Below are 18,840 nucleotides of genomic sequence, written 5' to 3' on the forward strand. Positions count from 1 at the left end.
TGTGCGTCTTATTCACAGGGGTGACGCTATCAACGCGTCAGCGCCCGCGTTTGACTGTCCTGGACACGTTCGGAACTTATTCCGGACCGATCCGGCCCGGCCGGGCCGACGCCGGGGCCGAAACCGGGCCCGACGCCGGGGCCGCCCCGGGCCGCAGCAGCGCCGCCGCCCGGGCCACGCTGCGGGCCAGCTCGTCCACCCGCGCGCCCAGCTCGGGATCGGCCGGCTCGCCGCCCGGCAACGCCGTCCGCGCCTGCGGGACGGCGACCTGCTCGGGCACCATCCAGGCCCGGTACCAGCGCGCCACCAGGCGCAGGTGGTTGAGCGCGTTGGAGTTGTTGCGGCCGCCGAGCGCGCAGATCGCCCCGAAGACCTTCCCCTCGACGTGCTCGAAGTCCAGCAGGTCCAGGGCGTTCTTCAGAGCCCCGCCGATGGTCCCGTGGTACTCCGGCCCGGCCAGGATGATGCCGTCGGCGGCCCGGAACTCCTCCCGCAGCAGCTTGACGTCGGGGCGGCTCGGCCACGGGTCCTGCTTGTCGCCGTTGCAGAACGGCAGGTCCAGCTCGCGCAGGTCCAGCACGGAGGTCCGGCAGCCGTCGGCCTCCAGCACGGCGATCGCCCGGCGCAGCAGCAGCTGGCTGGTCGAGCCGGGGCGCAGCGAGCCGCCGAGACCGAGGATCCTCGGCCCCGGCGGGCGGGCGCTCACTCCGCCTCGCAGATGGCGTCCGCCGGGCAGCAGTCCATCGCCTCGTACACCAGCTCCTCCTCGTCCTCGTCGGCCGGCTGGCGGGCGACGAACGTGTAGCCGGCCTTGTCGTTGCGGACGAAGGAGTCCGGGGCGATGCACCGGCAGGTGTCGCAGTCGGTGCACTCCGCGTTGACGTAGAACCGCCCGGGCGCGTTCTCCGGCAGCCGGGCCGGTACCGGGTAGCCGGTCATGCCTGAACCCGGCCGGCGTGGACCAGTTCCAGCACCCGGTCGGTGTCGGTGCGCAGCAGGTGGCCGTAGGTGTGGCCGAGTTCGTCCTCGGGGGCGTAGGCCAGCACCTCGACGCCGTCGAAGCCGGCCAGGTAGTCGAGCACCCGGCGGACGTGGTCGGGGGTGTCGACGCTGAGGCCGAGGTGCGACATCAGCGCCCGCTTGCGCTCGGGCGGCTCCTCGGCCCAGGCACCGTAGGCGCGGCAGGTGAAGAACTCCACCTCGGTGCCGTGCTCGGTGGTGAGGTTGATCCAGTGCCCGGGGGTGCCGTGCACCCGCGGCGCGATGTGCGAGGGGCCGGCGGACACCCGGCCGAGGCCCGGACGGGCCCGGACGGTCTCCAGCCAGGCCTCGTACTCCTCCTCGGCGCGGTAGTCGCCCAGGTAGACGGCGACGTGGTGCAGGCCGGTCAGCCGCAGGGTGCGCGGGTCGAGAGGCTGACCGAAGAAGGCGAGCAGCGCGTCGGCGGTGCTGGTGGCGGCGGCGCGGTCGGCCCAGTCGAGGACCTCCTTCAGGGCGGGCTCGCGGTCGGCCCCGGTGGGCAGGTGCTCGGCGGCGGGGTAGAGCAGGCTGGGTGCCATGGCGAATCAGCTCCGTGGGGCGGTCAGGTAGTCCGTGATCAGGGTTTCCAGGTCCTGGTGGCCGGCGTACGGCTTCAGCAGGTCCTGGTACAGCTCGGGCCGGCGGCCGTGCAGGCAGAAGTAGAGGCTCTTGCGGAACGACAGGTCGACCTCCCGCAGTTCGCGGATCCGGTCGAGGTCGAGCTCGGCGATCAGCACGCCCTCCTCCTCGTCCAGCGAGCCGACCAACTGCTCGGGGGAGGCGACGGTGCTGTGGCCGGCCACCGAGATGGAGACCGTCCGCCCGGCGCGCTCGCCGGTCACCTCGCCGACGGCGCTGGCCAGCAGGGTGTAGCAGACGTTGAAGGAGGAGTTGGCCTGGATGCACGGCCGGGTGATCTGGATGTTGCCGCGCAGCGCCGCTCCCGGCACCGCGATGATCTCGGCGCCGCGCATCGCCAGCGTCCGCGGCACCTCGGGGATCCAGAAGTCGGAGCAGACGCAGATCCCCAGTCGCCCGAACGGGGTGTCCACGATGACGAGTTCGTCGCTGGGCGAGACGGTGACCATCTCGGCGGCGAAGCGGTGGGTCTTGCGGGCCTTGGCGGCGATCCGGCCCTGGTCGTCCAGCAGCACGGCCGTGTTGTAGTACCGGTCGTCCTCGCGCTCGACGACCGTGCCGCAGAGCAGGTAGCAGCCCTTGGCGCGGGCCACCTCGGCGAGTTGGTCGAAGACCGGGCCGGGCACCGGCTGGTCGATCACGCCCTTGAGGTGGGCGCGGCCGGGGAAGTAGAAGGGCGGGCCGAGGAAGAACTCCGGCAGGATGATCAGCTCGACGTCCTGGACGGTGTCCAGCAGGGCGAGCGTCCGGGCCAGGTTGACCTCCGGGTCCGGGTCCCAGAAGGTCTGGATCAGCGCGACCCGGGGCCGGCTGGTGGCGAGGTTGCGGTCGACGGTCATCGGGTCAGGCTCCGTCCGGGGTGCCCGGGGACGCCGGGGCGTGGTCGGGGGTGTCCGGGGCGCTCCGCACCCCGAGGGCTTCGGCGGCCCAGTCGGGCAGCGGCCCGTCCGGGTGGGTGGCGGCGGTCAGCGCGAGGCCGAGCGGCGAGCGGCGGAAGTCGGCGGCGAACGGCGCCGCCTCGCGCATCCGGCGCAGTTCGTGCAGGTCCAGATCGGCGGTCAGCAGCACCTCCTCGCGGTCCGCCTCGGCGAGGACCGGCTGCTGCTTGCGGAAGTCCCGCGAGTAGGCGCCGATCGCCAGCGGGCTGCGCAGGATCGCGCTGCGGCCCATGTAGGTGAGCCCGGCGAGGGTGTTCTCGCCGGTCGCGCTGGCGAACAGCACGTAGGCGCAGTTCTCGGCGGCCCGGGCCAGCAGCATCTGTCGCACCGGTTCGGCGAACGGCCGCAGCAGCACCGAGGGGGCCACGATGACCTCCGCCGACGCGGCGAACAGGCCGCGCAGCACCTCGGGGAACTGCACGTCGTAGCCGAGCGCGAAGCCGATCCGGCCGAGCGGGGTCGGGAAGACGCGGGCACCGGTGGCGCCCGTGATGAAGTGCGCCTCCAGGTCGTAGACCATGGTGCGCCGCGCGGTGCCGACGAGCACCCCGGTGTCGTCCAGCAGCACGGCGGTGCTGTGCACGTGCTCGCCGGCGCGCTCCAGCACGCCGGCGGCGATCCAGACGCCGAGCTCGCGGGCCAGGCCGGCCAGCCACTCGGTGAGCGGCCCGGGCACCGGCTCGGCGATCTCGTGGCTCTTCGGCAGGTTGAGCGCGGTGGCGAACACCTCGGGCAGGACGACGAGCCGGCAGTCGTCGTCGGCCGCGGCGCGCACCAGCTTCTCGGCCCGCGCCAGGTTCTCCGCACGGCGGTTGGTGGCGACGGACAGCTGGACGACGCCGACCCGGTACCGGCGCAGGTCCGCGGTGGGCATGGTCGTGCTCCTTCCGAAGGAGGGGAGGTGCGGTGCCCGCCACTGCGGCGGGCACCGCACCCGTGCCGGGGCGGACCGTCAGTCGAAGATCCGCTCGTAGATGCCGGGTTCGCCGACGGTGTACCCGGTGTCCCGGGCCCGGGAGGAGACCACCAGGTTGATGCCTTCCTTGGTGACGCTCCAGTCGCCCAGGCCGACCTGGTCGAGCAGCTCGCGCATCTCCTCGGTGGAGTACGAGGCCCGCAGCGAGGTCATGAACGCGTTGGCGTCACCACCGGCGTACTGCAGGACGAAGGAGACCATGCCCTCGTCGGCGTCGCGGGCCAGGTCGTACAGCAGGACGGCGCCGCCGGGGCGGCAGACCCGCGCCAGCTCGGGCAGGATCCGGGCCGGCTTGTCCCAGCGGTTGATCGCGCAGAAGCTGAACACCACGTCGAAGCTGTCGTCCGGGTACGGCAGCCGGCTGTACCGGGCCCAGTCGCAGGCGAAGTCGCCGCCGTAGGAGACCAGGTTGGCGAAGATGGTGTTCTCCCGGGCGACCTCCAGGAAGGAGTCGTTGCTGTCCAGCCCGGTGAAGGTGGAGTCGCGGTGCTGGGCGGCCAGGCGCAGCGACAGCAGCCCGCTGGCGCAGCCGATCTCCAGGACGTCCTTGTCGGGCCCGCAGTCCGGTCCGATCAGCTTCATCATGTGCTGCATCGGGATGATCATCGAGGTGCGCACGCTGCGGTCGTACGCGCGGCACTCCTCGGCGGTCTCGAACGGGTCGCCCTGCGGGGCCCGTTCGGCGAGGTCGAAGATCCGGCCCCGGCGGGCGCGGCGCGCGGTGGTCTCAGAACTGGACAAGGGGGAGCCCCTTCCGGCCGTCGGTGCGGTCGATCTGCCACTTGAGGATCTCGGTGCTCGCCGAGGTCGGCTGCGGGAGCCGGTAGTTGGCGTCCGAGTAGAAGCTCTTGGAGATGTTGTCGATGTAGTACCAGCCCTTGGGGTAGGTGACCTGGATCGCGTCGTCGTCGACCTCCAGCAGCCCCTTGGCCACCAGGTCGTCGACCTTGTCCTTGAAGTACTCGTACGGGTCGACGCCGTGCCGCTCGCGGTAGACCGAGCGCTTGACCCGCAGCAGCTTCAGCCCCAGGACGAGGCTGCGGCAGCGCTGCTCGTGCTCGTCGGTGTAGGCGCCCATCACCACCGGCAGCCGGCCCTCGTTGCAGCGGCTGATGTACGACTCGATGTCCGGCTCGTTGAGGTACATGTGGTTGTTCAGGTAGCCGTAGGCGCCCGAGCCGATGGCCACCATGTCCCCGCACCGGCCCCAGATCTGCGACAGGTGGTCGGTCAGGTAGAAGGTGTCCGTCTCCAGGCCGCGGTACGGCTTGCTGCCGTCCTTCACGACCGGGTAGGTCTTGACGCCGGCGGCCTCCCACTCGGGCCGCATCGGCTCGATGAAGTCGTTGTAGGTGAGCGCCAGGTAGCCCGCGTCCATCAGCGTGGTGTGCAGGTACTGGTACATCTCGTCGGCCTCGCGGGTGCTCGGGCAGGGTGGGGTGGCGCCGCTCTGCAGCGCGAAGAACACCTCCGAGCCGGGCATGACCGCGTAGTTGTAGACGGAGAACGACGTCACCGGGAGGTCCATCAGGGTGCGGATGTCCTGCGCCCACAGGTCCGGGGTCTGGCCGGGGATGCCGATCATGTAGTCGATGCAGAGGTTCTCCAGGCCGCTGCGGTCGATCAGCTCGATGGTGCGGGTGGCGGACTCGCCGGTGTGCGCCCGGGCCCGGCCGAGGTAGCGCAGCAGCGGGTCGTGGAAGGTCTGGACGCCCAGGCTCATCCGGTTGACGCCGTGCTTGAGCAGCACGTCCAGCTTCTGCTGGTCGACGTCGACGGGGGTCGACTCGATGGTGATCGAGCAGTCCGGGCTGAAGTTGAGCCGCTGCTTCATGTAGCCGAGCAGGTCGTCGAGCTCCTCGGCGCGCAGCGTGGTCGGGGTGCCGCCGCCGAAGTAGCCGGAGGTGAACACGGTGTCCCGGACGTGCGGCAGCTGCGAGTACAGGTCGATCTCGCGCTTGAGCGCCTGGATGTAGCGCCGCACCAGGGTGTTGCGGGTGGAGAACTTGTTGTACGGGCAGCTGGTGCAGACCTGGTTGCAGAACGGGATGTGCACGTAGAACGAGGTGGTCTTGGGGAACTTCTCCCGGGTGGCGTAGATCTGGTCCGCCGTCAGCGGCTTGACGTCGCACGGGTACCAGCGGACGAACTCGATGTCCCGCTCCGGGTAGTCGCGCCAGAAGCTCGGGGTGTCGAGGAAGTTCCGGGTGATCGCTTCTTGGGTCATGTGTCTCTCCGGTCGTCAGGTGGCGCGGTGGTGCTCGACGGTGAGTGCCATCGGGCCGTCCGGGCCGACCGCCCAGTCGGCCATCCCTGCGGCGTCGAGCCGTTCGCGCAGTTCGGCGCCGGTCCAGGCGCCGCGCAGGGAGTCCAGGTAGGTGCGCAGGCGGTACCGGCCGTCGGGCGAGTCGTCGGCGGCCATCTCGCGCAGGGTGTATTCGAGGATGAACGGGTCCGGGTCCCGGCGCAGGTCGTTGACCAGCAGCCGGCCGCCGGGGGCCAGGGCCTGCGCCAACCCGCGCAGCAGGGGGGCCGGTTCGACGCACTCGCCGAGCGCGTGCACGCTGTAGACCAGCGGGTGGCGCCGGGCGAGGGCGGCGGGCAGCGGGCTCCCGGCCGGCCAGTGGTCGACGGGTGCCGCGTCGCCGAGGCGCTCGCGCAGCGGGGCGACGGCGCCCGGGTCGGTGCAGAGCACCCGCAGGTCGAGCGGGCGGCGCGCCAGCAGCAGGCCGGCGAACCCGCCGTAGCCGGGGCCGACCTCCAGCACCGGGCCGTCCGTGCGGGTGCTCTCCAGCAGGTCGAGGAACTCCTCCTTGTACTGGTTGCGGGCGGCCACGTACCGGTCGTACGCGAGGCGGTCCGCCTCGTCGGAGAGCCGATGGCGGGTCGGCGTCCGGACGGCCGGCAGCAGACCGGTGGTCACGTCGCTCACACCTCCCTCAGCAGGGCGAACAGCTCCCGCTCGGTCTCGGCGACGGAGCTCAGGGCCGCCCGCAGCTCGCCGGCCAGCCGCTCGCGCACCGGGCCGAGCCCGGCCGCCGCGGCGGCCCGCAGCCCGGGCAGCCGCTCGCCCAGCAGCGCGGCCCGGGCGAGGGCGGCGGCGCCGCCGTCCAGCAGCTCCGCCTCCCGGGCCCGGTAGGCGGCGCCGAGTTCGGCGAAGTCGGGCGTCCAGTCGGGCAGCAGCAGCGCGATCACCCGCTCCCAGCGTCCGGCGCTGTCGGCGCAGAGCAGGGCGGCGTCGGCCAGCCGGTGGTCGTCGGTCAGTTCGGCCGCCTCGGCCAGGAACGCCCGGAAGAGGTTGCGGAAGGCGTTCCCGCCGGTGCCGGCCAGCTCGAAGTCGACGTAGGCTCCGGCCAGTTCCTCCACCACGGCGTCGGCGGCGGTGTCGCTGAGCAGCAGGTGCTGCAGGCCGGCCCCGTAGGAGTCGAGGCCGCGCAGCCCGAAGCTGGGCACGGGCGGGTGCAGCATCGCGCGGCAGGAGTGGCGGATGCCCTGGCGGATGTCGTCCTCGGTGGGGTGCCGGGCGGCCTTCCAGTCGGCGCGCAGCAGGGCGTGGCGGGGCGGGAAGGGCTGGTGGGCGGAGGCCCGGGCGGTGGCGAGTTCGGCCGTGGTGAGGGTCTGCGGGCGGGCCGGGCGGTCCGAGACGGTGACGGTGCCGCGCTCGCGGTCGTGTCCGAGGACGACGATCGCGTGGCCGCCGAAGTGCCGGGTGGCCTGGAAGTACGGCAGGTGGAAGAGGTCCGCGTAGATCACCGCCGGGCCGCCCCGGTCGAGTTCGGCCAGCAGGTCCTCCCGGGCCCGGTCGGGGTCGTCGGTGACGGCGACCTCCAGGTCCAGGCCGACGCCGGCCGCCATCCGCCGGGTGAACTCCGGGAACGGGCCGTTGCGCCCGCCGGTGAAGCCGCGCCCGCCGGGCGGCGCGGGCATGTGCATGAAGTTGATGCCGCCGGCCACGCCGAACAGCATCGCCTCGCTGACCGGCAGGCCGTGGGCGGCCAGCTGCTTGCGCATCGAGGCGGTCTCGCAGTGCGCGCCGCCGTGCGGCACGTCCGGCGGGGTGGTGGTCATGCGGGTCCTCCCGGGGTGACGGGGCGCTCGGCCCAGGCGGCCCAGCCGAGCGCGTCCGGCGGGACGAGGGTGGTCGGCGGGGCGGCGGGCACGACGGTGATCGGTGGAGCGGCCGGCGGCCGGGCGGCGGCCGTGGCCTCGGCGGCGATCTCCTCCAGCACCGAGCGGGTGTAGGGGTTGGCGTCCGAGGGCGGGTAGTCCAGCGCCGTCCCCACGAAGACGTTGCGGACCGCCGCCCGCACGATGTCGGTGGGCAGGCCGCGCCCGGTCAGTTCGGCGGCCAGGTCGGCGCAGGCGCGCAGGGCGGCCTTGGTGGCGGCCCGGTTGGCCGGGCCGACGCACGCCTCCGGCCCGAGCACCACCTCGCCGAGGTCGGCGGCCAGGGTGCGCAGCAGTCCGATCCGGCGCGGCGCGGAGGTCACCAGGACGGTCTTGAGGCCGAGCGCCACCGCCGTGAACTGGCAGACCGGTTTGAGGCCGACCACCTCCACGCCCAGGTCCGGCAGGTCCTCGGTGGGCACGCTGGTCGCCATGTTGACGAACAGCGCCCGGCGGCCGACCTGCCCGGTCAGCGCGGCGAGCCGGCGCAGCGCGGCCGCGGTCTCCTGCGGCGGGACGCAGAGCAGCACGGTGTCGGCGGCCGAGAGGATCTCGCGCTGGTCCATGTCGGGCAGCGAGAGCTCGGCGGCGACCCGCCGGGCCACCGCGGGGTCGCTGTCGTTGAGCAGCACCGGGAAGCGCTCGGCGAGCCGGTCGGCGAGCACCGCGCCGAGCCGGCCGAGGCCGACCACGGCGATCGTCCCGGGGTCGTTGTGCCGGGGTTCGGCCGGGTTGCCGGGGCGCGGGCCGAGCGTCATGAGACCGCCTCCAGGTCCTCGATGGTCAGGCTGCCGGGCTTGAGCATCCGGTCCATCGCCCGCCGCACCTGGGCCCGGTCGATCGGGGCGACCGCCGCGGGCACCCCGAACTCGGCCGTGACCCGCTCGGCGACGGCGGCGCAGAGCGCCGTCGGGTCCTCGCCCTCGGCCTCCACCCGGATCTCCAGCCGGTCCCCGGCGACACCGGAGGCCCAGTAGAGGCCCGCGCCCCCGGTGGCGAGCACGGTCTGCTCCAGCGCCAGCTTGTTGATCCGCTGCCCGCCGACGATCAGCTGTTCGCTGACCCGCCCGTGGTGCGAGAGCACCCGGCGCGGGCTGCCGCAGGCGCAGGGCTCGGCGGAGACGGTGACGAAGTCCCCGCTGCGGTAGCGCAGCAGCGGCATGGCCCGGCCGGCGAGCGAGGTGATGACCAGTTCGCCGGCGGTGCCGTCGGGCACCGGTTCGGTGGTCTCCGGGTCGATCACCTCGAACAGGTGCCGGTCCTCCGTCAGGTGCAGGCTGCCCCGTTCGCAGACCAGGCCGAGCGAGTTGGTCTCGGTGGAGCCGTAGGCGTTGGAGAGCCGGACGCCCCAGAGCGCGGCGATCTTCTCCAGCTTGGCGGGCGAGCAGGTCTCGCCGACGTAGAGGAAGGTCCGCAGGCCGATCTCGGCCGGGTCGCGCCCGGTGTCCTTCAGCATGTCGTAGAGGCGCAGCGCCCGGCTCGGCGTGCAGACCAGGGCGGTCGGGCGGACGGTCCACATCATCTCGACCATCCGCTCGAACGGGCAGACCAGGCTGAGCGTGCCGACCGGTACCACGGCCGCGCCGTTCTGCTCCAGCGCCCGGTCCAGGTCGTAGGAGGCGAAGGCCAGCTCGTAGGGGATGGCGATGAAGGCGAGGTCGCCGGGGCCCAGGACGTGGCCGACGGACTGCTCGACCGCGACGTTGCCGCGGATCCAGTCCTCGTAGGTGATCATCGACGAGGTGGGGCTGCCGGTGGTGCCGGTGGACTCGCCGTAGCGGATCAGCTCCTCGCGGCCGACCGCGAGCAGTCCGAACGGGTAGGCGCCGCGCAGCTCCGCCTTGGTGGTGAAGGGCAGCGTCCGCAGCTCCTCGACGGTGCCGGGCCGCAGCGTTCCGTGGTGCTCGGCCCAGTGGTCCCGGTAGAACGGCGAGTTGGCGAAGGCGTGGTCCAACTGGCGCCGCAGCAGCGCGAACTGGTGGTCGGGCACCTGGTCGGGGCTGAGCTTCTCGAAGGCCGCCAGATCGGCGAGCGCGGCCTCGCGGATCTCCGGATAGCGCAGGTGCGGGGGGCGGTCGGCGGTGGTCACCGGGCATCCTCTCCAAACATCAGCTGGGTCTTGATCCGGGTGCGGGGGTCGAGTGCGAAGGCCTCCGCCGCCCGCTCGGCGGGCAGTCGGTGGGTGACCAGCAGGGCGGCCTCCTCGCGGTGGCCGGCCAGGAACTCCTGGGCCCGGTCGAAGCCGCCGGTGCCGCCGATCGAGCCGACCAGCGTCAGCGCGTTGGCCACCAGCAGGTCGGTGCGCAGCGCCGCGCTGCGGCGCAGCCCGAAGCAGAGCACCCGCCCGCGCGGGACGGCGCAGGCCAGTGCGGTGGCGAGGCCGTCGGCGCCGCTGGAGCAGTCCACGGTGAGGTCGTAGCGGGCGGTGGCGGTGAGCGCGGCGTAGCCGCCGGCCGCGCGCGCGGCGGCGTCCGGTTCGGGTGCCCCGGTGCGCACCCGGGCGCTCGGCAGCAGCTGCCGGACGGCGGCGGCCTTCGCCTCGTCCGCCTCCAGCAGCTCCACCTCGCCGGCCCCGTACGCCCCGGTGAGCAGCAGGTAGGAGGCGAGGCCGAGGGCGCCGGCGCCGATCACCAGCACCCGCTCGTCGGGGCGCGGGGCGATCCGGTGCAGGCCCTGGGCGGCGACGGCGAAGAACTCGGAGAGGGCCAGCAGCCCGGGGCCCAGGCCGTGGGTGTCGGGGTAGAGGTAGCGGCGGTCCACCGTCCGCAGGCGGGTCGAGAAGCCGTCCACGGTGAGGCCGAACTTCTCGATCCGGGTGCAGACGTTGCGGTCGGTGCCGCACCGGGGGCAGTCGCCGCACCAGCGAGAGCAGTCGCCGGTGACCCACCGGCCCAGCAGCGCGCGGCCGTTGCTCCCGGTGTCGACCACCAGGCCGGACCACTCGTGGCCGAAGCGCAGCGGGTAGCTGCTCGGGCCGCCGTAGGCGCCGTCGTACAGCGCCTGGTCGCTGCCGCACAGGGTGACCCGGTCGACCTCGACCAGCACCTCGTCCGGGCCGAGCGGCGCGGTCGGCGGTTTCGCCTCGTCGACGGTGAGCCGGCCGGGGCCGGTCAGCCGCAGGTCCGCCCCGGCGCTCACCGGGCACCTCCCGCGGGCGGGGTCGGGAGCGGCGGCAGGTGCTCGCCCAGCTCGGCCTCGATCCGCTCGCTCTCCGCGCGGGCCATGGTGATGCGCTCGCGCAGGCTGATCGAGTTGAGCCCCCACCACAGGTACCAGTTGTCGTTGGCGAGCACCCGCGCCTGGATCTCGTCGAGGAGGGTGTCGTCCTCGATGACCGCGCGGGAGCAGTAGTACTTGGGCACGATGAATCGCTCCGTTCCGGTGATCATTCCCTCGGCGACGGCGGTGGAGTGCAGGGCGGTGCCCCGGCAGACCCGCAGGCCGAGCGTCCAGAAGGCGTGCACGTCGGGCGTGGCGGGCGGGACGAGCTGCTCCATCACGTCGAAGGTCTCGCGGACCGACGCCCGGTCGTCGCCGGGGCTGCCGATGAACAGGCAGTGCTCGACCCGGATGCCGGCCTCGACGAACCGGCGGTGGGACTCGACGATCTGGCGCTGGCGGAAGTTCTTCTTCAGTCCGCGCAGGATCCGGTCACAGGCCGAGTCGGTGCCGAACTCCACGTAGTAGCAGCCGGTCCGGGCCATCAGCTCGACCAGCTCGTCGGTCACGTTGCCCGGGTTGACCATGCAGGACCAGGGCATCTCGATGCCCCGCCGGACGAACTCCCGCAGGACCTCCAGCGAGTAGTTGAGCGGCAGGTTGAACACCCCGTCGACGATCTCCAGGACCTCCAGGCCCTCGTCGCGCAGCCGCTCCACCTCGTCGGCCACCCGGGAGACCTCGTCGAACTTCACCCCGGTGCCGTCCACCAGGAAGTTGCTGCAGAAGACGCACTCCAGCACGCAGCCCTTCTTGGTCTGGATGGTCGCCGGCACCTTGAGGCTGCGGTCGTGCGTCTCGTACGAGTAGCTGAAGTACCGCTGGTCGTACAGCGCCGGGTCGGGGCGGGCCGCCTTGCGGTAGTCGATCCGGAAGACCGCGTCGCGCCGGTGGTAGCCGCCGCCCGGGAGTGGGCGGATCACCCCGGGCACGTCCAGCGGCTCCTCGCCCCGGGCCAGGTGGTCCAGCAGCGGCTGGACGGACTCCTCGGCGAAGCCGGTGATCCCGTAGTCGGCCCGGACGAAGTCCATCAGGTCCTCCGGGACGGTGGAGAACCCCGGACCGCCCAGCAGCACGGTGACGCCGGGCAGTTCGTCGCGCGACCAGTCGGCCACCTCGCGGGCGAGCGGGGTGTAGACGACCGGCTCCAGCATGCTCTGCGAGTCGACGTTGCGGATCGAGATCCCCACCACGTCGGGCTTGAACGCGCCGACCGCCGCCCGCACCACCGGCTCGTCCTCCTCCTCCCACATCAGGTCCAGCGTCTCGACCCGGTGCCCGGCGGCCCGGGCCTGGGTGGCGATGGTGACCATGCCGATCGGCAGCACCGGCCGGAAGGACTTCAGCTTGTTGATCGAGACGAAGAGGACCTTCACGGCCGGCCCCCGTCGACCTCGGCGAGCACCGCGACCAGGCGGCGCAGCTGCCGCTCGCTCTGGTGCCAGTGCACGACCAGCCGCAGCAGGCCGAGCCGGCGGGCCACCGAGGCGATCAGGCCGCGCTCCTCCAGGGCGTCCACCAGCTTCTCCGGGCTCGGGTGGCGGACGGTCACCACGGTGAGCTCGGGCCGCGGGGCCACCTCGAAACCGGCCCCGGTCAGCAGCTCCACCAGCAGCGCGCGCCGCTCCCAGAGCCCGGCCACCGACGCCCGGTAGCCGCTGCGGCCCTGGGCGCGCAGCGCCGCCCAGGTGCCCAGCAGCGCGCCGCCGGGCCGGGTGCCGAGCAGGGCGTGGTGGTCGAAGGTGCCGCGGTAGTGCGAGGAGGTGCGCAGCGCGTCCGGCGCCTCCCGGTCGCGGAACAGGACGTGGCCCGCGGGGATCGGCGCGCCGCCGTACTTGTGCGGGTCCAGCGTGATCGAGGAGACGCCCGGGACGGCGAACCCGATCGGCGGCAGCGGCTCGCCCAGCTCACGGGCGAACGGCACCAGGAAGGCGCCGGTGGCGGCGTCCACGTGCACCGGCACGCCGAGGGCCGAGGCGTGGGCGGCGATCGCCGGCACGTCGTCCACGGCGCCCGACTCGGAGCTGCCCGCGGTGGCCACCACCAGCGCGGTGTCCGGGGTGAGCAGCGGCAGCAGCCGCCCGGTGTCGACCCGCAGCCGCTCGTCGGAGGGGACCCGGACCACCTCCACCGGCAGCAGCGCGGCGATCTTGTCGAAGGAGAAGTGCGCGCTGTCGCCCAGCAGGACGCGGGCCGGCGCACCGGCCCCGAACCGGGCCCGGTGGCGCCGGACGGCGGCGAGCACCGCCAGCAGGTTGGCCTCGGTGCCGCCCGAGGTGGCCACCCCGGACGCCCCCGGGCCGTCCATCAGATCGGCCAGCATGGCCGTCACCTCGGCCTCGGCGCGGGGCAGCGAGGGGAAGATCCGGTTGTCGCCCAGGTTGGCCTGCTGGTGGGCGGCGAACACCTGCTCGGCCACCGGCAGCGGCGTCGAGCAGATCGAGTTGAAGACCGTGCCGTCCCGGTAGTCGTGGTCGTCCGCGCAGAGCCCGGCCAGCTCGGCCAGCACCTGCTCGACGGGCGCGCCCCGGTCGGGCAGCCCGTGCGGGCGGGTGCCGGCGGGCTCACCCGGCGGCGGGGACCCGGTGGGGGACGGCGAAGAACTGGGCAGCGTTGCCATGAGCGAGAGCCCTCACGATCTGCTCGGGGACACCATGGAGTCGGAGCCGGTGCACCGTCCGGGCCAGACCCAGCGGGTCGGCCGAGCCGAAGTGCAGGCCGGTGTTGAGCATCAGCCGCTCCGGGCCGAACCGCTCCAGCAGGCCGAGCACTTCGCGGTGCGACTGCTTCTCGCGGACCTGGAACAGCGCGTCCTGGCGCGGGGCGACGGCGATCCCGTACCCGCCGAGCCCGCGCAGCGCCGGGTGCTCGGCCAGCAGGTCGATCCGCTGCTCGTCCAGGTCGAGCAGGGCGATCGTGGCGGGGTCGATGCCGGCCCGCTCCACCGCGCCCGCCAGCGGCGCCAGCATCTCCCGGAAGGCCGGCAGTGCGGGCGGCGACTCGACCAGCACCGGCACCGCGCGCGCCGACGCCAGCTTCAGCTGCCGCTCCAGCACCTCCACCTCGTCCGGTCCGCCGCCGCGCAGCGACACCTCGCCCAGCGCCCGGACCCTCGGGTGGTCCAGGTACTGCTCCAGCACCTCGATCCCGGCCAGCGCGCCGCGCAGGCCCGCCATGTCGGCGGCGTGCACCGCGAGCGCCACGTGCAGGTCGATCCCGTACGCGGCGGCCCGGGCGGTCTCGGCCCCGGCGAGCCGCTCGAACCGGGCGGCGAAGGCGCTGGCGGAGTCCCGGGCCTCCAGCGAGGCGGAGCACGGCGCGAGCGCGGTGAGCACCCCGCTGACGGCCATCAGCTCGTAGTCGTCCGCGTTGCGCAGGTCGGTGTGGATGTGGTGGTCGAACAGCGGGGTCAGGCCGGTGCCCTGCAGGGCCCGGGGGGCGAGCGGCGGCGGGGGCGGTGGCGGGCCGGGGCGGTCGGCGGGCACGGCCGGTTCAGCCCTGCGGGCCGGCGGCCGCGGCGGCGATCGCGGCGGTCAGCACCTCGCGGCTGCGGCGCAGCGCGTGCGCGTAGCGGTCGGCGTGGTTGTACAGCTCGACGCTGACGTAGCCGTCGTAGCCGCCGCGCCCCAGCACCGAGAAGAAGCCGGCGAAGTCGATGTCGCCGTCCCCGGGGATCTCGTGGTGGTGCACCCGGCCCTTGATGTCCTCGACCTGGATGATCTTCGTGTAGGGCAGGTTCCGCTCGACCGAGCCGAGGTAGTCCTCCTCCACCACCCGGCAGTGGCCGAGGTCCTGGGCGAGGGCGAACCGGTCCGAGGCCAGCGCGTCGGCCAGCCGGGCGACCCCGTCGTTGCTCTCCAGGAAGAACTCCGGCTCGGGTTCCATCGCCAGCACCGCGTTGCCGGGGCCCTCCAGCACCTGCCGCACGCCCTCGTCCAGCCACTGCCGGGCCTGCTCCTCGCCCACCTCGGGCTTGCGCTTGCCGGTGGCGAAGTTGACGTACGGGATGCCGAGTTCGTCGGCGATCCGGACCGCCCGCAGGACGAGGTCGACGCGACGGGCCCGGCCCTCGGCGGTGGGGTGGATCAGCGAGGGCTCGAACCGCTCCTCGCCGAGCAGGTTGTCGGCGCCCGCGGCCAGGCAGCAGGCCGTCAGTCCGGTGCGCTCCAGGGCCTTGCGGATCGGCGCGGCCTCGGCGGGGCCGAAGGCGAACGGGTCCAGGTGGGCCGGGTGGAGCGAGAGTTCGATCCCCTCGTAGCCGGCGTCGGCGACCGCCTCGATCGCGCGTTCCACCGAGATCGTCCGCAGGCCGTTGGCGTTGTAGGCAAGCTTGACCACGACAGTTCTCCTTCTCCGTGCTGACGGTTCGTCAGGTGCGTTGACCGGGGCGGGCCGTCGGGGCGCGCCCCCGCGTGGTGGTCCGGTTCACTTCTCCGCGGTGGCGTGCACGTGGAAGTCGTGCCAGGTGCGCAGCTCGATCCGCCGGAAGCCGGCGGCGCGCAGCATCTCCTCCACCTCGTTCAGCGAGAAGCGCAGGTGCACCTCCTCGGGGCCGGCGCCGTCGGGCTGGCGGGCGTACCAGGCCTCGATCTCCCGGTTGCGTTCCTTGTCGGCGGTCTTGCGGTAGTCCGCCAGGGCGACCCGCCCGCCGGGGCGCAGCACCCGGTACATCTCGGCGATGGCGGCCGGTGCCTCGCCCGCCAGCTCGTGCAGCACGTAGGTGGAGATCACCAGGTCGGCGGCGGCGTCGGCGACGGGCAGTGGTACCACCGGGCTCACGGTGCGGGTCAGCCGGTCGGCCACGCCCTCCCGGGCGGCCCGGGCGGCGAGCACGTCCAGCAGCTCCGGGCTGCCGTCGACGCAGTGCACCGAGCCCTGCGGCCCGACCAGCCGGGCGGCGGGTACGGCCGCGTAGCCCGTCCCCGCGCCGACGTCGACCACCTGCTGGCCGGGGGCGGCGCCGACGCTGCGCAGCAGGTCCTGCACCTCGCCGAGGGCCCAGCGCAGCGGGCCGTCGAGCCGGTAGACCGTCTCGGCGATCTCCGGGGCATGCGCTTCGTACATGGATGACTCCTTCGGGAGGCCGAACAGGCCGTCCGGGCCTGCGGGTTCGGCGGTCGACGGTGGGCGCGGGGTGCTCCGGGCAGGGCGTTCGGGGTGCTCAGGCCTCGGCGAGGACGCTCTTCAGCAGGGGCTCGGGCACCGGCGTCTCGTGGTCGCCGTCGACGATGTGCACCCGGCCGACCTCGGGCACCAGCACGAACCGCACCGCGCTGCCCGCCCGGCGCTTGTTGTCGCTGAGGATGACCTCGACGATCCGCTCCGGGGTGAACTCCCGGGGCACCGCGGTCGGACTGCCGATCAGGGTGCCCAGCAGGTGCTCCTGGCGGGCCAGCACCTCCGGGGCGGTGATCCCGAGCCGGATGCCCAGCCGGGCCGCCGCGCACATCCCGATGCCGACCGCCTCGCCGTGCAGCAGCGCGCCCCCGGAGAGGAACTCCACCGCGTGGCCCACCGTGTGGCCGTACTCCAGGATGATGCCGGCGCCGCGCTCGCCCGGGTCCTGCGCCAGGATCCCCAGCTTGCTGCGGACCACCTCGTGGCAGACCCCGAGCAGGTCGTCCCGGATGCCCGCCACTCCGCCGGCCAGCAGGCCCTCCATCCGGTCGACCCACGCGGCGTCGTTGACCAGGCCGTTCTTCAGCGCCTCGACCAGGGCGCTGCGGTGCTGGCGCTCCGGCTCGCTGCGCAGCATCGCCACGTCGGCCCAGATGAACAGCGGCGCGTGGTAGACGCCGAACTGGTTCTTGCCGAGCGCGCCGTTGATCGCCTGCTTGTTGCTGAGGGTGCCGTCGGTGAGGTTCAGCATGGTGGTCGGGATCTCGACGAAGCGCAGGCCCCGGTAGACCATGGCGGCGGCCAGTCCGGCCAGGTTGCTGATCATGCCGCCGCCGAGCGCGCCGACGATCGAGTCCTTGGTGGCGCCGGCGGCCACCAGCCGCTCGCAGAGGGCGGTGAGTGCGGGCCAGCCCTTGACGCTCTCGCCCTCGGCCACGGTGACGAGGTTGACGGCGACGCCCGCCCGGCCGAGCCGGTGCGCGAGGTCCCGGCCGAACAGCTCGTACAGCGGCTGGCTGGTGACCAGGTAGAACTCGTCGAACGCGTGCCGGCCCAGGTACTCGGGCAGCCGGTCGCCGATGGACTCGCCCAGATAGTACGGGCAGCTCGGGTCGGTCCCGCTGGACAGCTCGATGATGGTTCCGTCGGACACGTCGGTCCTTTCGTGCAGGGTGTCGGAACGGGTGGTGTCGGAACGGGTGGTCCCGGGGTGCCCGGTGCCCGGTGCCGGAGCGCGGGGTGCCGCGGCGCGTGGTCGCGGCCCGGGTGCTCCCGTCGGCGCGCCTCGTGCGCGGGGGTGGTGCTCCGGGTGGTGCGGCCCGGCCCGGGCACGCGGTGGTGTGCTCCCGGCGTGCGTGCTCGGCGGTGCGCTTCGGGCGGTGTTCGGGCCGGTCGCGTGCGACGCGGGTCAGCGGTGCGCGAGGTAGCCGTCGAGGTCGAGCAGCCCGTTGCCGCTGACGCAGGCCACGATCACCTCGGACCGCCCGGTCTCCCGGGCCAGCACGGCCCGGTCCACGGCCGCGCGCAGCGCGTGGCAGGACTCGGGCGCGATCAGCATCCCCTCGGTGGAGAGCACCAGCCGCCCGGTCTCGAACACCTCCGCCTCCTCGTACGCGACCGCGTCCAGCAGCCCCTCGCCGCGCAGCACGCCGATGATGGGCGAGCCGCTGTGCTGGCGCAGACCGCCGACGTGGGTCTCCGGGAGCTCGTAGTCCCGGCCCAGGGTGTACGACTTGCCGAGCGGGGTGACGCCCTCCGGGTCGGCGTGGTCGTAGCGCAGGGTGCCCCGGGTGAGCCGGGGGGCGCTGGCGGACTCCGCGCCGAGCAGCAGCAGCCCGTCGCCGCGCTCCGCCTTCTCGGCCAGGTAGGGGCCCATGAAGCCGCCGAGGTTGCTGCCGCCGCCGACACAGGCCACCAGCGTGTCCGGCCGTTCGCCGAGGGCGGCCAGCTGGGCCTTGGTCTCCTGGCCGATGACGGTCTGGTGGATCAGCACGTGGGCCAGGTTGCTGCCGGAGATGTAGCGGGTCTCCGGGTGCAGCGCGGCGTGGCTGATGGCCTCGCCGATCGCGGTGCCGAGCGAGCCCAGCAGGTGCCGCCCGTCGCGCAGCAGGGCCTTGCCGACCGGCGTCCGCTCGCTGGGGGAGGCGTGCACCTCGGCGCCGAGCATCTCGATCAGCGCGCGCCGCCCGGGCTTCTGGCGGGCCGAGACCCCGGCCCAGTAGATGACGGCCCGGAGGCCGAAGCGGCGGGCGGCCCAGGCCACGGCGTGGCCCCACTGACCGGCGCCGGTCTCGGTGACCAGGGTGTCGACGCCCTGCTCGGCCGCGAAGTGGGCCTGGGCGATGGCCGAGTTGAGCTTGAAGCTGCCGGTGGGCAGCACGTCCTCGCGCTTGAGGTAGATCCGCGCCGGGGTCTCCAGGTGGCGCTCCAGGGCCCGGGCCCGCAGCAGCGGGGTGGGGCGCCCGATCGACGCCAGCTCCTCGCGCACCCGCTCCGGGATCGCCAGGAAGGCTTCGGTGGCGCCGTCCTGGGCCCGGACGGCGTCGAGCCGGATCCGCTGCTGCAGGGCGAGCCGGGAGCCCCAGGCGTCGTGCTCCGCGCCCTCGGGCTCGCGGGGCGGCGGGACGGGGCCGGGCAGGCTGGGGACGAGGTTGAACCAGTGCGAGGGGACCACATGGGGGTCCGCCGCGGCCGGCACCGACACGGGGGTCCACTGGGCGGCTGGAGTCACGATGCATCCCTCTCGTCATCCGGATGGGGGAA

The 18,840-nt window shown here is 73.6% G+C and carries 19 protein-coding genes; all 19 read right to left on the bottom strand.

The genetic code is table 11. The annotated features are described in order from the left end of the window. Window positions 1-76 precede the first annotated feature (76 nt). Entirely contained in the window at window positions 77-706 is a 630-nt protein-coding gene (locus tag ACFVYI_RS00425; protein WP_387879752.1) for an NADPH-dependent FMN reductase, read from the bottom strand. Then, window positions 703-939 carry a ferredoxin gene (locus ACFVYI_RS00430; protein WP_387879754.1) on the bottom strand — a complete coding sequence of 79 codons (237 nt, stop codon included), beginning with the start codon at window positions 937-939 and terminating at the stop codon, window positions 703-705. Before ACFVYI_RS00430 ends, ACFVYI_RS00425 begins: the two co-directional genes overlap by 4 nt. Next, window positions 936-1,559, bottom strand: coding sequence for a hypothetical protein (locus ACFVYI_RS00435; RefSeq protein WP_387879757.1), 624 nt, complete (start codon window positions 1,557-1,559; stop codon window positions 936-938). The genes ACFVYI_RS00430 and ACFVYI_RS00435 overlap by 4 nt, the downstream gene beginning before the upstream one ends. A 6-nt stretch (window positions 1,560-1,565) precedes the next feature. After that, window positions 1,566-2,498, bottom strand: coding sequence for a carbon-nitrogen hydrolase family protein (locus tag ACFVYI_RS00440; protein ID WP_387879759.1), 933 nt, complete (start codon window positions 2,496-2,498; stop codon window positions 1,566-1,568). 4 nt (window positions 2,499-2,502) lie between these two features. Then, on the bottom strand, window positions 2,503-3,471 hold the full coding sequence (locus tag ACFVYI_RS00445; protein ID WP_387879762.1) for a carbon-nitrogen hydrolase family protein: 969 nt from the start codon (window positions 3,469-3,471) through the stop codon (window positions 2,503-2,505). A gap of 78 nt (window positions 3,472-3,549) precedes the next feature. Further along, the gene (locus ACFVYI_RS00450; RefSeq protein WP_387879764.1) at window positions 3,550-4,314 is read right to left on the bottom strand and encodes a class I SAM-dependent methyltransferase; all 765 of its coding nucleotides are present in this window, start codon (window positions 4,312-4,314) and stop codon (window positions 3,550-3,552) included. Next, window positions 4,301-5,800, bottom strand: a complete 1,500-nt coding sequence (locus ACFVYI_RS00455; protein ID WP_387879767.1) for a coproporphyrinogen-III oxidase family protein — start codon at window positions 5,798-5,800, stop codon at window positions 4,301-4,303. The genes ACFVYI_RS00450 and ACFVYI_RS00455 overlap by 14 nt, the downstream gene beginning before the upstream one ends. 15 nt (window positions 5,801-5,815) lie before the next feature. Continuing rightward, window positions 5,816-6,505 carry a class I SAM-dependent methyltransferase gene (locus ACFVYI_RS00460; protein WP_387879770.1) on the bottom strand — a complete coding sequence of 230 codons (690 nt, stop codon included), beginning with the start codon at window positions 6,503-6,505 and terminating at the stop codon, window positions 5,816-5,818. Then, a complete protein-coding gene (locus ACFVYI_RS00465) occupies window positions 6,502-7,641 on the bottom strand; it encodes a BtrH N-terminal domain-containing protein (RefSeq protein ID WP_387879772.1) in 1,140 nt (379 codons plus the stop codon). Before ACFVYI_RS00465 ends, ACFVYI_RS00460 begins: the two co-directional genes overlap by 4 nt. Beyond that, on the bottom strand, window positions 7,638-8,498 hold the full coding sequence (locus ACFVYI_RS00470; RefSeq protein WP_387879775.1) for an NAD(P)-binding domain-containing protein: 861 nt from the start codon (window positions 8,496-8,498) through the stop codon (window positions 7,638-7,640). The genes ACFVYI_RS00465 and ACFVYI_RS00470 overlap by 4 nt, the downstream gene beginning before the upstream one ends. Further along, complete coding sequence (locus ACFVYI_RS00475; RefSeq protein WP_387879778.1) at window positions 8,495-9,829, bottom strand: phenylacetate--CoA ligase family protein; 1,335 nt, start codon at window positions 9,827-9,829, stop codon at window positions 8,495-8,497. Before ACFVYI_RS00475 ends, ACFVYI_RS00470 begins: the two co-directional genes overlap by 4 nt. After that, the gene (locus ACFVYI_RS00480; protein WP_387879780.1) at window positions 9,826-10,878 is read right to left on the bottom strand and encodes a zinc-binding dehydrogenase; all 1,053 of its coding nucleotides are present in this window, start codon (window positions 10,876-10,878) and stop codon (window positions 9,826-9,828) included. Before ACFVYI_RS00480 ends, ACFVYI_RS00475 begins: the two co-directional genes overlap by 4 nt. Further along, on the bottom strand, window positions 10,875-12,335 hold the full coding sequence (locus tag ACFVYI_RS00485; RefSeq protein ID WP_387879783.1) for a B12-binding domain-containing radical SAM protein: 1,461 nt from the start codon (window positions 12,333-12,335) through the stop codon (window positions 10,875-10,877). Before ACFVYI_RS00485 ends, ACFVYI_RS00480 begins: the two co-directional genes overlap by 4 nt. Continuing rightward, the gene (gene mfnA / locus ACFVYI_RS00490; protein ID WP_387879785.1) at window positions 12,332-13,579 is read right to left on the bottom strand and encodes a tyrosine decarboxylase MfnA; all 1,248 of its coding nucleotides are present in this window, start codon (window positions 13,577-13,579) and stop codon (window positions 12,332-12,334) included. The genes ACFVYI_RS00485 and mfnA overlap by 4 nt, the downstream gene beginning before the upstream one ends. Then, window positions 13,524-14,444 (bottom strand): deoxyribonuclease, encoded by a 921-nt coding sequence (locus ACFVYI_RS00495; protein WP_387879787.1) that lies wholly within the window; start codon window positions 14,442-14,444, stop codon window positions 13,524-13,526. Before ACFVYI_RS00495 ends, mfnA begins: the two co-directional genes overlap by 56 nt. Before the next feature lie 7 nt (window positions 14,445-14,451). Further along, window positions 14,452-15,297, bottom strand: a complete 846-nt coding sequence (locus ACFVYI_RS00500) for a sugar phosphate isomerase/epimerase family protein (protein ID WP_387879790.1) — start codon at window positions 15,295-15,297, stop codon at window positions 14,452-14,454. Window positions 15,298-15,384: 87 nt separating this feature from the next. Next, on the bottom strand, window positions 15,385-16,023 hold the full coding sequence (locus ACFVYI_RS00505; RefSeq protein WP_387879793.1) for a class I SAM-dependent methyltransferase: 639 nt from the start codon (window positions 16,021-16,023) through the stop codon (window positions 15,385-15,387). 97 nt (window positions 16,024-16,120) lie between these two features. Beyond that, window positions 16,121-17,230 (bottom strand): 2-deoxy-scyllo-inosose synthase, encoded by a 1,110-nt coding sequence (locus tag ACFVYI_RS00510; RefSeq protein WP_387879795.1) that lies wholly within the window; start codon window positions 17,228-17,230, stop codon window positions 16,121-16,123. A 255-nt stretch (window positions 17,231-17,485) separates the two neighbouring features. Further along, window positions 17,486-18,808: a TrpB-like pyridoxal phosphate-dependent enzyme gene (locus ACFVYI_RS00515; RefSeq protein WP_387879798.1), complete on the bottom strand. Its 1,323-nt coding sequence runs from the start codon at window positions 18,806-18,808 to the stop codon at window positions 17,486-17,488. Window positions 18,809-18,840: the final 32 nt, after the last annotated feature.

This window comes from Kitasatospora sp. NPDC058218, from assembly GCF_042882445.1.
Taxonomy (GTDB): Bacteria; Actinomycetota; Actinomycetes; order Streptomycetales; family Streptomycetaceae; genus Kitasatospora.

What these genes read in the sequence shown, in the direction of transcription:
- ACFVYI_RS00430 (WP_387879754.1), bottom strand. Translation starts at nt 939, where the DNA reads ATGACCGGCTACCCGGTACCGGCCCGGCTGCCGGAGAACGCGCCCGGG.
- ACFVYI_RS00435 (WP_387879757.1), bottom strand. Translation starts at nt 1,559, where the DNA reads ATGGCACCCAGCCTGCTCTACCCCGCCGCCGAGCACCTGCCCACCGGG.
- ACFVYI_RS00440 (WP_387879759.1), bottom strand. Translation starts at nt 2,498, where the DNA reads ATGACCGTCGACCGCAACCTCGCCACCAGCCGGCCCCGGGTCGCGCTG.
- ACFVYI_RS00445 (WP_387879762.1), bottom strand. Translation starts at nt 3,471, where the DNA reads ATGCCCACCGCGGACCTGCGCCGGTACCGGGTCGGCGTCGTCCAGCTG.
- ACFVYI_RS00455 (WP_387879767.1), bottom strand. Translation starts at nt 5,800, where the DNA reads ATGACCCAAGAAGCGATCACCCGGAACTTCCTCGACACCCCGAGCTTC.
- ACFVYI_RS00465 (WP_387879772.1), bottom strand. Translation starts at nt 7,641, where the DNA reads ATGACCACCACCCCGCCGGACGTGCCGCACGGCGGCGCGCACTGCGAG.
- ACFVYI_RS00470 (WP_387879775.1), bottom strand. Translation starts at nt 8,498, where the DNA reads ATGACGCTCGGCCCGCGCCCCGGCAACCCGGCCGAACCCCGGCACAAC.
- mfnA (WP_387879785.1), bottom strand. Translation starts at nt 13,579, where the DNA reads ATGGCAACGCTGCCCAGTTCTTCGCCGTCCCCCACCGGGTCCCCGCCG.
- ACFVYI_RS00505 (WP_387879793.1), bottom strand. Translation starts at nt 16,023, where the DNA reads ATGTACGAAGCGCATGCCCCGGAGATCGCCGAGACGGTCTACCGGCTC.